9 protein-coding genes, 1 tRNA gene and 1 pseudogene are annotated in these 11,967 nt (G+C 65.1%); 7 read left to right on the forward strand and 4 right to left on the reverse strand.

Going from position 1 to position 11,967, the window contains the following annotated elements:
- A partial coding sequence (locus tag WBQ44_RS00290) for a hypothetical protein (protein WP_495564739.1) occupies nt 1-649 on the reverse strand: 649 nt, incomplete at its 3' end.
- A 34-nt stretch (nt 650-683) separates the two neighbouring features.
- Nucleotides 684-756: transfer RNA gene (locus WBQ44_RS00295), tRNA-Arg, on the reverse strand.
- Nucleotides 757-870: 114 nt separating this feature from the next.
- Between WBQ44_RS00295 and WBQ44_RS00300 the strand changes: the two are divergent.
- Nucleotides 871-3,041: pseudogene (locus WBQ44_RS00300) on the forward strand (phosphoketolase family protein).
- A 28-nt stretch (nt 3,042-3,069) separates the two neighbouring features.
- Here the strand turns inward: WBQ44_RS00300 and WBQ44_RS00305 are convergent.
- Nucleotides 3,070-3,765 (reverse strand): DUF305 domain-containing protein, encoded by a 696-nt coding sequence (locus WBQ44_RS00305; RefSeq protein ID WP_495564740.1) that lies wholly within the window; start codon nt 3,763-3,765, stop codon nt 3,070-3,072.
- Nucleotides 3,762-4,673: a thioredoxin-like domain-containing protein gene (locus WBQ44_RS00310; protein WP_495564741.1), complete on the reverse strand. Its 912-nt coding sequence runs from the start codon at nt 4,671-4,673 to the stop codon at nt 3,762-3,764. Before WBQ44_RS00310 ends, WBQ44_RS00305 begins: the two co-directional genes overlap by 4 nt.
- Nucleotides 4,674-4,906: 233 nt before the next feature.
- Between WBQ44_RS00310 and argS the strand changes: the two genes are divergently transcribed.
- From argS to WBQ44_RS00340, 6 genes are all read left to right on the forward strand, one after another.
- Entirely contained in the window at nt 4,907-6,559 is a 1,653-nt protein-coding gene (gene argS, locus WBQ44_RS00315) for an arginine--tRNA ligase (protein WP_495564742.1), read from the forward strand.
- Complete coding sequence (gene lysA, locus WBQ44_RS00320) at nt 6,556-7,977, forward strand: diaminopimelate decarboxylase (RefSeq protein WP_495564743.1); 1,422 nt, start codon at nt 6,556-6,558, stop codon at nt 7,975-7,977. Before argS ends, lysA begins: the two co-directional genes overlap by 4 nt.
- Entirely contained in the window at nt 7,974-9,272 is a 1,299-nt protein-coding gene (locus WBQ44_RS00325) for a homoserine dehydrogenase (RefSeq protein ID WP_495564744.1), read from the forward strand. The genes lysA and WBQ44_RS00325 overlap by 4 nt, the downstream gene beginning before the upstream one ends.
- Nucleotides 9,269-10,336, forward strand: coding sequence for a threonine synthase (gene thrC / locus WBQ44_RS00330; protein WP_495564745.1), 1,068 nt, complete (start codon nt 9,269-9,271; stop codon nt 10,334-10,336). The genes WBQ44_RS00325 and thrC overlap by 4 nt, the downstream gene beginning before the upstream one ends.
- Nucleotides 10,337-10,353: 17 nt before the next feature.
- Nucleotides 10,354-11,286 (forward strand): homoserine kinase, encoded by a 933-nt coding sequence (gene thrB, locus WBQ44_RS00335; RefSeq protein ID WP_495564746.1) that lies wholly within the window; start codon nt 10,354-10,356, stop codon nt 11,284-11,286.
- Between the two features lie 320 nt (nt 11,287-11,606).
- Nucleotides 11,607-11,967 (forward strand): Rho termination factor N-terminal domain-containing protein (locus WBQ44_RS00340; RefSeq protein ID WP_495564747.1); only part of this gene is annotated, 361 nt, incomplete at its 3' end.

Consider the following 11,967-nt stretch of genomic DNA (forward strand, 5'->3'; position numbering starts at 1 on the left):
CCTTTTTCAGGGCCTTTTTAAGGGCCTTTTTGGAGGCTCCGTTCGAGGCCTGCGTGTGCTCCGGATCGTCGTCTTCAGCCTTTTCGACGTCATCCGAGTCGGGCTCCTCTGCTTCCTCTGCCTCGTCCGCATCGGGTACGAGCGACAGCACCGCGGGGCCGAAGCCGCTGTACGACTCCGCCGTCACCACCCTGCTGGCACGCACTCGTTCGGCGATGTCCGGATCGGCGAGCGCAGCGCCGAGTGTCTGGCCGACCTCCCTGATCGCATCTTCGGTACTCGAATGACCCTGCTGCTGCGCCAGTTCCGCGGCACGACCCGACAGACTGCGGATGAGTTTTTGCCGCGCCGCAGACAGTGAACGGAGTTCGTGTGCGTCGGATCGTCGTTGTGCGTCACGCAGACTGTCGCCGAGGTCGAACAGCTCGGCGACGTCCTCCGGTTCTTCGCGCACGAGAAGGTTGACCATCCATCCGACGGTCGTGGGTTTGCGGAGCTTGCCGATCGCAGCGGCCAACGCGCGATTCCCGGACTTCTTGGCGTCGGACGCTGCGGCCTTGCGCGCAGCCACGAATTCGCTTGGATCGATGGCATACAGTTCTGCCGCAACATCGTCGAGTCGAGATTCGTCGAGCTTGGAGTCGGACACGACATCGATTGTCGCACCACGAAGCCTGCATGGGTGCCCCCGGCAGGATTCGAACCTGCGGCCTTTCGCTCCGGAGGCGAACGCTCTATCCCCTGAGCTACGGGGGCGCGCCGAACATCCGGCGTGCCTGTGGGCGGGTCCAAGACTAGCGCATCGTGCTCGTCACCTGAAATCGCACCTGGCGTTGATGTAGAGAGAGGAGAGTCGAGACAGAGAATTGGATGGAAGGGATGCCCGTGACCGAAGACGAGTACACGCAGGACGCTCTGGATCTGGACCTTCGCTGGTGGGCTGCAGCGAATTATCTGACCGTCGCGCAGATCTATCTCATGGAGAACACGTTGCTGCGAGAGCCGCTCGACGCCGCGCACATCAAACCGCGGCTGCCAGACCACCGGGGAACGAGTCCGTGCCTGTCGAGGGTGTACACCCTGCTCAATCGCCACATCAAGGAGACGGACTCGGACTGGCTGTTCGTCACCGGACCTGGCCACGGCGGACCATCATCGGTGACGGCGAAGCCGAGACGGGACCGCTTGCGGCATCGTGGAAACTCCCCGCGTTTCTCAATCCGCGCCGCGACGGGGCGGTGCTGCCGATTCTCAATCTCAACGGAGCGAAGATCGCCGGGCCGACCGTGTTCGGTCGTAGCTCCGACGAGAGCATCGTCGAATTCCTGACGGGTCAGGGATGGGCACCGGTCGTGGTCTCCGGCGACGACCCCCGCACAGTCTTTCCGGAACTCCGAAGGGTTCTGCACGAGTCGCACGAGACCATCCGGGCGATCCAGGACGCTGCGCGCAACGGTGGAGACACCGCACCCGCCCGGTGGCCGGCGATTGTCCTACGCACCCCGAAGGGATGGACCGGACCGCACATCGTGGACGGCACCCTCGTCGAGGGAACGTTCAGGGCGCATCGGGTTCCGCTGTCCGGGGTGCGGGACAACCCGGACCATTTAGCGCAACTCGACGCGTGGCTGCGCTCGTACCACCCCGAGGAGCTGTTCGACGAGGACGGTGCGTTGGTCCGGGAGCTCGCAGAACTGGCCCCAGCAGGGGACAAGCGAATGGGCTCGACGCCGTACGCCAACGGCGGCAGGCTCAGGCGGCCACTACGCATCCCGCCGCTCGAGAAGTACGAGATTCCCATCGAGTCGCCGTGCGGCTCCTTCCACCCGACAACCACGGTGCTCGGCGAACTCATGCGAGACATCTACGCCGACAACGGTCGCGACGACGGCGGAGGGAACTTCCGACTGTTCTCGCCGGACGAAACAGCGAGCAACAAGCTCCACGCGGTGTTCGAACAGACGGATCGTTGCTGGCAGCTGCCCCTCGAGGAGTGGGACGATCACCCCTCGCCCGACGGCCGCGTCATGGAGGTGCTGAGCGAGCATCTGTGCGAGGGCTGGTTGGAGGGATACCTTCTCGCCGGCGGACACGGAGTCTTCGCCAGCTACGAAGCCTTCGCGATGGTCAGCGTGTCGATGATGATCCAGCACGTCAAATGGCTCCAGCACGCAGCGGAACTGCCGTGGCGAGAACCTGTCTCGTCGCTCAACGTGCTGCTCACGAGCACGTGCTGGCGTAACGACCACAACGGTTTCAGTCATCAGGGCCCCGGAATGATCGACGCGGTCGTTCCGCTCGCACCCGACGTCGTGCGCGTGTGGCTGCCACCGGATTCCAACACACTGCTATCGATCTCCGATCACTGCCTCCGCAGCGTCGATCACGTCAACCTCATTGTCGTCGACAAGCAACCCCACCTGCAGTACCTGACGCTCGAGCAGGCGAACGAGCACTGCGCGGCGGGAGCGTCGATCAGGGATTGGGCGGGCACGGAAACGGAGTCGGCGGGCAGTCCGAGCGAGCCGGACGTGGTTCTCGCGTCCGCGGGTGACGTTCCGACGCAGGAGATCCTCGCCGCTGCGCAAATCTTGCGCGAGTGGGTGCCTTACCTGCGGGTGCGCGTTGTCAACGACGTCGACCTGATGGCGTTGCCCAAGCCGGCCGAGCATCCGCACGGGTTTTCCGACGACAAGTTCGTCGACCTCTTCACCGCGGACACCGATGTGGTTTTCGCATTCCACGGATATCCGCGGGCCGTGCACGAACTACTGCACGGCCGACCCGGGGCCGTGCGATTCCACGTACGCGGATTCAACGAGCAGGGAACGACAACAACGCCGTTCGACATGATGGTGCTGAACAAGATGAGCCGCTACCACCTGGTGCTCGAAGCCCTGCGTCGTGCGCGGCGAGTGCCCCAGCGTGGAGGCGAACTCGTCGACTACTGCACTGCCCAGTTGGAGCGGCATTCGAAGTACGTCGTCGACCACCTCGAGGACATGCCCGAAGTGGTCGACTGGACGTTCACGCCGAGCTGAAAAGTTCCTGGTATCAGCTAGCGAGCTGTCAGGAGGATGGAAGGGGTTCGGAGCCGCGCTCGGCGAGCATCTGCTTCATGAGCGTGGCTTCGCTCTCCTGGGTGGACATCATCGATTCTGCGAGCCGGACGAGCGCTGGAGTTTCTGCGCGCGACGCCGCGTATTCGATCATCGACAGGCCGCCCTCGTGGTGACGCAGCATCAGCTGGAGGAACATCACGTCGACCTGCGGCCCGGTGGCCGCCCGCAAGGCAGCGAGTTCCTCCGTCGACGCCATTCCAGGCATGGCTTCCACGGGTCCGCCTTCGTCCGACGTCATCGACGTCATCGAATGAGCGTGCTCATCGCCTGCCATCCAACCCATGTAGCCGTCGGTTCCGAGCGGTGCGCGATCCCAGATGGCGAGCCACCCCTGCATCTGACCGACCTGGTTCTGCTGGGACGTCAACATATCGAACGCGAGATTGCGGACCAGTGGATCCGCAGCGTTCGTCAACGCGACCGCGGACATGTCGATGGCTTGGTTGTGATGCACCGACATGTCCTGTGCGAAGCCGACGTCGACCGAGTCCGCGGCAGGAGCCGAGTCGCCGCCGCTGAACACGGTGGTGCGCGTCAAGAACCCGAGCGCGAACCCGATGGCAACCGCGGCGACGATACCGAGAACGAGGAGAGCGGTCTTCTGGTTTCGGACGCTGTCCGATCGTGTCGGGGCCGACGTCACGAGGCCGGTGCAGGTGCCGGGGCGGGTACTTCGCCCGGAATCTGCAGGTCGCTGGGGAGCTGAAGGTCGCTCGGAAGGCCGGACAAGCCACCGGTCTCGCTCGGGTCAGGGGTGAGGCCTGCGCCGTCCATCGGCACTGCGTCCGGGCCGGGCTCCGAGGCGTCGAGCAGCGGCGGATTCTCCGGGTCGAAACCGCCACCGGGAACCGTCGAGCAGCTGGCGCCGACCTCGGGGTACTCGTATCGGTTGAGACGCAGCGCGTTGATGAACTGATCGACCCGCTCGTCGTCGACGCTGTCCAGTTTCAGCTGGTGGCCCCACGACTGCAACGAGATCGGGGTGTCGAGGCCCGGGTACGGCGACATCATCATGTAACTTTCGCCGTCGACCTTGTCGGCGAGGGTCTGCACCTGGTCCTCGGAGAGTTCGTCCGGGTTGTAGGTGATCCACACGGCGCCGTGCTCGAGCGAGTGCACCGCGTTCTCTGTGCGAATGGCGTCCGGGTAGACGATGCCGGTGCACGTGGCCCAGGTGCCGTCGTGCGGACCACCGTAGGGCGGGGATTGGTCGTAGGCCACGCGCTGCGTCGCCGACACGTGAAGGGCCGCGGGATACTCGTTGACGACGACATCCGAGATCGCGCTCGACGGGTCCTGATTGCTCTCACTCGGTTCCCAGCGCTGGGCTTCTGCGCGATCCTGGTACTTCGGGAAAAGGTTGACGGCGAGAATCGCGATGAGGCCGACAACGACCACTACTGCACCGATGGTCAGCCAGGGAATTTGTCGTCCCGACGGCAGTCCCGACTTCGTCGCGGGGACACCGCTCTTCTTCTTCGCTGCTTTGATGGCCTTGTTGGCTTTGGAAGCCGACTTGCCTTGACCGCCGTTTTCGGAACCCGTGGGCATCGCTGTCGTCGCTCTTTCGGTTGTCGGGTATGCGCGTGCGGCGCACGGAACAGGCTGGATCCGGGATCTGTGTGCGACCTCTGCAGATCGTGGAGCGCCTTTACTGTACGGTCCGAGGCTGAGTGCACGCTTTGAGGTGCCGTGGGAATTTTCGGGTGCCGCGGGAAGCGGACGTCGCGGTCGGGGTACGTCGATGCCGAGCGGCAACGCCGTAGACCATAGGATGAGGACCCGTGACTCCCGCCGACCTTGCCGAACTACTGCGCGCGACTGCTGCCAAGGTGCTCGCCGACCGTAGTCTCGACGCGTCCGTGCTCCCCGAAAAGGTGACGGTCGAACGTCCACGTAACCCCGAACACGGCGATTACGCCACCAATATCGCCCTTCAGGTGGCCAAGAAGGCCGGCGCCAACCCCCGTGATTTCGCCGGATGGTTGGCCGAGGCTCTGGCAGCCGAGTCGGCCGTCGCAAGCGCCGAAGTGGCCGGCCCGGGTTTTCTGAACATCCGTCTGGCCGCCGACGCCCAGGGCGCGATCGTCTCCCAGACGCTGTCCGCGGGAGCCGCGTACGGCGCTTCCGACGTGCTCGCGGGCAAGAAGGTCAACCTCGAATTCGTCTCCGCCAATCCGACAGGTCCGATTCACCTTGGTGGTACCCGATGGGCCGCGGTCGGCGACGCACTCGGCCGGATTTTGAGCGCACAGGGTGCCGAGGTGGTGCGGGAGTACTACTTCAACGACCACGGCGAACAGATCGACCGCTTCAGCCGGTCGTTGATCGCCGCGGCGAAGGGTGAACCCGCCCCGGAGAACGGGTACGCCGGTGCCTACATCGAGGAGATCGCTCAGGCAGTCCTGGCCAAGAGCCCCGAAGCGCTGGCAATGGCACCGGTGCCGCAGGCCGAGACGTTCCGGTCGATCGGTGTCGACTTGATGTTCGAGCAGATCAAGAAGAACCTGCACGAGTTCGGCGTCGACTTCGACGTCTACTTCCACGAGAACTCCCTGTTCGAGTCCGGGGCCGTCGAACGCAGCGTCGACTACCTCAAGAATTCGGGGAGCCTGTACGAGAAAGACGGCGCCTGGTGGCTGCGCAGTACCGACTTCGGTGACGACAAGGACCGCGTCGTCATCAAGAGCGACGGTAACGCGGCCTACATCGCCGGGGATATCGCGTACTTCCAGAACAAGCGCGAGCGTGGCTTCGATCTGTGTATCTACATGCTGGGCGCCGACCACCACGGCTACATCGGACGGCTCAAGGCAGCGGCCGCGGCGTTCGGTGACGACCCCGACACCGTCGAGGTACTGATCGGCCAAATGGTCAACCTGGTCCGCGACGGCGTCTCGGTCAAGATGAGCAAGCGCGCAGGCACCGTCATCACGCTCGACGACCTGGTCGACGCCATCGGCGTCGACGCCGCCCGGTACGTCCTCGTGCGTTCGTCCGTCGACTCGAGCATCGACATCGATCTCGAACTGTGGGCGAGCGCCAGCAACGAGAACCCGGTCTACTACGTGCAGTACGCCCACGCGCGCTTGGCATCGTTGGCTCGCAACGCCGCCGAACTGGGTATTTCGGCCGACCATCCCGACTTGAGCCTGCTCACCGCGGACCAGGAGGGCGAGTTGATCAGAACGATCGGCGAATACCCGAGGGTCGTGGCCAGCGCCGCGAACCTGCGCGAACCACACCGGATCGCGCGTTATCTGGAAGAGTTGGCCGGCGCGTACCACCGCTTCTACGGAGCGTGCCGCGTACTTCCCCAAGGAGACGAGGAGCCAGGACCTGTGAACACCGCCCGTTTGGCGTTGGGCAACGCGACGCGTCAGGTGCTGGCCAACGGCCTCGCCCTGCTCGGCGTCAGTGCGCCGGAGCGCATGTGAACGCGCATCCGGCAGGACCGAAGCACGCCGACGCACCCGCGAAGGAATCCACCTCCGAACGCCCGGTCACCGCCTCGGCCATGACAACGCTTCCCGCGCACGTCTACCCGCGCAATGCCAGGAGGGGTGACGACGGCGTCGTCACTCTCGCAGGCGTGCCGGTGACCGAACTCGCAGCCGAGTACGGAACGCCGCTGTTCGTCATCGACGAAGACGATTTCCGCAGTCGCGCCCGGGATATGGCCGCGGCCTTCGGCGATCCCGCCCGCGTGCATTACGCGTCGAAGGCGTTTCTGTGCGGCGAGATCGCTCGGTGGGTTGCCGACGAGGGCCTCTCCCTCGACGTCTGCTCCGGCGGAGAGCTCGCGATCGCGCTCGCCGCAGGGTTCCCCGCTGATCGAATTGCCATGCACGGGAACAACAAATCGACCGCCGAGCTCGAGGCCGGTGTTCGAGCGGGTGTCGAGCACGTCGTGCTCGACTCGATGATGGAGATCGACCGCCTCGATGCCGTCGCCGCCGACATCGGCACCGTGCAGGACGTTCTGGTACGCATCACCGTCGGAGTGGAGGCGCACACACACGAGTTCATCGCCACCGCCCACGAGGATCAGAAGTTCGGCTTCTCGCTCGCCGACGGCTCGGCGATCGAAGCGATCCGACGGGTGTTCACCGCAGGCAATCTTCGACTGGTGGGACTGCACAGTCACATCGGCTCGCAAATTTTCGAGGTTGACGGCTTCGAACTCGCCGCGCACAAACTGATCGGATTGCTTCGTGCCGTGGTCTCGGAGTTCGGTGTCGAGAAGTCCTCGCAGATTTCCACCATCGATCTCGGTGGCGGCATGGGCATCTCGTACGTTCCCAGCGACGACCCACCGCCGATCGATCAGCTCGCCGCGAAACTGCGGTCGATCGTGGCCACGGAGTCGGCGGCGGTAGGCCTGCCGGTTCCCAACATCGACGTCGAGCCAGGCCGGGCCATCGTCGGCCCGGGCACGGTCACGCTGTACGAGGTCGGCACCATCAAGGACGTCACGGTCGACGCCCAAAAACGCCGCCGGTACATCAGTGTCGACGGAGGCATGAGCGACAACATTCGAACCTCGCTGTATCAGGCCGAGTACGACTGCCGCCTCGTCTCACGTTACAGCGACGCCGACGCGGTTCTCGCTCGCGTCGTCGGAAAGCATTGCGAGACCGGCGATGTGGTCATCAAGAACACCTGGATGCCCGACGATGTCGCTCCGGGGGACCTACTCGCCGTCGCTGCGACGGGTGCGTACTGCTACTCCATGTCCAGCCGCTACAACCTGTTGACCAGGCCTGCGGTGGTGGCAGTGAAAGACGGAAAGTCTCGCCTCGTTCTGCGGCGGGAAACACTCGAAGATCTACTCAGCTTGGAGGTGCAGCCATGACAACGAAGCCAATCGGTATCGCCGTTCTCGGACTCGGCAACGTCGGAAGTGAAGTCGTCCGAATCCTCACCGAGAACGCCGAGGATCTGGCCGCGAGAGTCGGTGCGCCGCTTAAGATTCGAGGAATCGCCGTACGTCGGGTCGACGGCGACCGTGGCGTCGACGCGTCGCTGCTGACCGACGACCCGGCATCGCTGGTGGACCGTGACGATGTCGACATCGTCGTGGAGGTGCTCGGTGGTATCGACGTTCCGCGCAAGCTGATCCTTTCCGCACTGGAGAAGGGCAAGTCGGTCGTCACGGCCAACAAGGCGCTGCTCGCCGAGTACACGGGTGAGCTCGCCGACGCCGCCGAGAAGTCGCGCGCGGACCTGTACTTCGAAGCTGCCGTCGCAGGCGCCATCCCGGTGGTTCGCCCGCTGATGCAGTCGCTCGCCGGCGACAGGGTCAACAAGGTTGCCGGAATCGTCAACGGCACAACGAACTTCATCCTCTCTGCCATGGACGAGACGGGCGCCGACTACGCCGAAACCCTCGCCGAGGCGGGACGGTTGGGCTACGCCGAAGCCGATCCCACCGCCGATGTCGAGGGATACGACGCAGCGTCGAAGGCGGCGATCCTCGCGTCGATCGCATTCCACACGCGCGTCACTGCAGGCGACGTGTACCGCGAGGGGATCAGCAAGATCACCGCGGGCGATCTCGAAATGGCCCGCTCGCTCGACTGCACCATCAAGTTGCTGGCCATCTGCGAACGCATCACGACACCGAAGGGCAAGGAGCGCATCTCTGCCCGTGTGTACCCCGCGCTCGTGCCGCGCGACCACCCTCTCGCGACCGTCAACGGCGCGTTCAACGCGGTGGTCGTCGAAGCGGAGGCCGCAGGCCGGTTGATGTTCTACGGTCAGGGCGCGGGCGGATCGCCGACGGCTTCCGCGGTGCTCGGCGATCTGGTGATGGCTGCCCGCAACAAGTTCTACGGAGGCCGTGGGCCGCTCGAGTCCAAGTACGCGAAGCTCAAGATCGCACCGATGGGCGATATCCCGACTCGGTACTACGTCAGCATGCAGGTGGCCGACAAGCCCGGGGTCCTCGCCACCGTGGCGGCGGAGTTCGCCAAGCGTGATGTGAGCATCTCCACGGTCCGGCAGTCCGGGTCCGGCGACGGAGCGCGGTTGGTCGTCGTCACGCACGTGGCTGCCGATTCGGCTCTGTCCGAAACCGTTTCCGCCCTGGACAAGCTCGACGTCGTTACCTCCGTTGCCAGTGTTCTGAGATTGGAAGGCACTTCATGACCGTGCATACGCCGTGGCCCGGCCTCATCGAGGCCTATCGCGACCGCCTCGCGATCGGTCCCGATTGGAAGACCGTCACCCTCCTCGAGGGTGGTACGCCGTTGATCCACGCCGAGCGCCTGTCCGAGATCACGGGCTGCGAGGTCCACCTCAAGGTGGAGGGGCTCAACCCCACCGGGTCGTTCAAGGACCGCGGGATGACGATGGCGGTCACCGATTCGCTCGCCCGCGGCCAGGATGCGGTTCTCTGCGCGTCGACCGGCAACACGTCGGCGTCTGCTGCCGCGTACGCGGCCAAGGCGGGCATGGGCTGCGCCGTTCTGGTGCCGCAGGGCAAGATCGCCATGGGCAAGCTTGCTCAGGCAGTCATGCACGGCGCGAAAATCATTCAGGTTCAGGGCAACTTCGACGACTGCCTCGAGCTCGCCCGAAAGACCACGGCCGAATTCCCGAACATCGGTTTGGTCAACTCCGTCAACCCGGTGCGCATCGAGGGGCAGAAGACTGCGGCCTTCGAGATCTGCGACGCTCTCGGTGACGCCCCCGACGTGCATGCGCTCCCGGTCGGCAACGCCGGCAACATCACGGCGTACTGGCGGGGCTACTCCGAGTACTTCCGCGACGGACTCACCACGCGCAAGCCGCGCATGCTCGGAGTGCAGGCTGCGGGTGCTGCACCTCTGGTGCACGGCCATCCGGTGGCCGAGCCGGAGACCATCGCGACGGCGATCCGGATCGGCTCGCCCGCTTCGTGGAACGGTGCAGTGGCTGCCAAAGAAGAATCCGGAGGCGCATTCCGTGCAGCCACCGACGAAGAGATCCTCGAGGCGTACCGACTTGTCGCGAAGTCCGAAGGCGTCTTCGTCGAGCCGGCATCGGCGGCCAGCATCGCCGGTCTTCTCGCCGCGCGCAAAGAAGGCTGGCTCGATTCCGGCCTTCGGGTCGTCTGCACCGTCACCGGCAACGGTCTGAAAGACCCCGATACCGCATTGTCGGGAATGCCTGTGGTCGAGCCGATTCCGGTGGACCCGGTGGCAGTGGCATCTGCACTCGAGTTGGCGTAGTGGCAGAGTCCCAGGTCATGACGACAACACTGCCGTTGGGTTCGACGGTCACGGCGCGGGTTCCCGCGTCGAGCGCGAACCTCGGTCCGGGGTTCGACACCCTCGGCATCGCGCTCGGTCTCTACGACGAGATTCGGGTGACCACGACGGCGTCCGGGTTGGGTATCCACGTCGAGGGCGAAGGCGCGGCGGACGTCCCGTGGGGTCCCGCTCACCTCGTCGTGCGCGCGATCGAGCGGGGCCTCGAAGCGGCCGGAGTGTGGGCAGACGGCTTGGACGTCGTGTGCCGCAACGTCATTCCGCATTCTCGCGGCCTGGGCTCGTCCGCGTCGGCTGTGGTCGGCGGACTCGCCGCTGCCAATGCGCTGGCAGCCAAGGTCGATCCGGCTCTCGCGCTGACCGACCAGCAGATGGTGCAGTTGGCGTCCGAGTTCGAGGGACATCCCGATAATGCGTCGGCGAGTGTGCTCGGCGGCGCCGTCGTGTCCTGGAGCGAACCGGCCAGCGCGAGCGTGACTCAGCGTCAGTACTCGGCAGTGCGCTTGTCGGTCCATCCCGACATCCATGTCGTGGCATTGGTCCCCGCGGAGCGGTCGTCCACATCGCACACCCGAGGTCTGCTACCGGATCTCGTGCCGCACCGCGACGCGGCGTTCAATGTCAGCAGGGGAGCGTTGGCCGTCGTTGCGCTGACTCAACGCCCCGATCTTCTCATCCCGGCGACGGAGGATCTGCTGCATCAGGGGCAGCGCTCGTCCGCGTTGCCAGGCGCGACCGAGTGGATCACGTCGCTTCGCGCCCGCGGGATCGCCGCAGTGCTCTCCGGCGCGGGACCGACCGTGCTGGCTTTGTGCACCGATCCGTTCCCCGCCGACCTCATAACTCGGGCCGAGGACGAAGGAATCCGCGTTCTCGAACTCGAGGTCGCCGACGGCGTCAGCACCACCTGACCGGCCCGGTGTGACTCGCCGGTAGCAGGTTCTTGCCGACTTCGGCGATCGACGCTATCCTGAGGGTCGTCCGTACATCGTGCGCTTCAGACGCCGGTTTTCACCAGGGCAATCACGTCATCGTATTCGGGGGAATTCACGTCCGAGTCGGATGATGCTCCTGGCTTCGATCCCACCGTAGAAGAACCTGCGGTCTCGGGTCGCTCCTTCGTCGGAAGTCGTTCGACCATGAACGGAAATATCCGTCTCGATACGAATTTCGAGCTACGGAACGAACCCTCGGCTGCGCACACTGCGAGCGAGGGAAGGAAAGGACCTCCGTGACCGATACGGAACTGATCTCTGCGCCCGAAAAGACACGTCGCGGAGCTGGCCTGTCCGGAATGGTGCTCACCGAGCTGCGTGGCCTCGCGGGCGAACTCGGCATCAAGAGCATCTCCGGAATGCGCAAAGGCGATCTGATCGCCGCCATCTCTGCACGTCAGGGCGCTAATGCTGCGCCCGCTGCGGAGGAAGCGCCCAAGGCGTCGTCTCGACGCGGCGGTGCCGACAAGACCCGTGCCCGGGCTGCGTCCACACCGGAGACGTCCGAGCAGGGCGCAGCTCCGGCCGAGGCCACTGCGCCGGCCGAAACCGCCGCGCCGGTGGTAAGCGCTGCACCTCAGACGGACGACGCAGCCG

This window comes from Rhodococcus sp. (in: high G+C Gram-positive bacteria) (assembly GCF_049591685.1).
Lineage (GTDB): Bacteria > Actinomycetota > Actinomycetes > Mycobacteriales > Mycobacteriaceae > Rhodococcoides.

Bases quoted from the DNA above. Each gene is read 5' to 3' on its own strand.
- thrC (WP_495564745.1), top strand. From the start codon at position 9,269: ATGACCGTGCATACGCCGTGGCCCGGCCTCATCGAGGCCTATCGCGAC.
- WBQ44_RS00325 (WP_495564744.1), top strand. From the start codon at position 7,974: ATGACAACGAAGCCAATCGGTATCGCCGTTCTCGGACTCGGCAACGTC.
- thrB (WP_495564746.1), top strand. From the start codon at position 10,354: ATGACGACAACACTGCCGTTGGGTTCGACGGTCACGGCGCGGGTTCCC.
- WBQ44_RS00310 (WP_495564741.1), bottom strand. From the start codon at position 4,673: ATGCCCACGGGTTCCGAAAACGGCGGTCAAGGCAAGTCGGCTTCCAAA.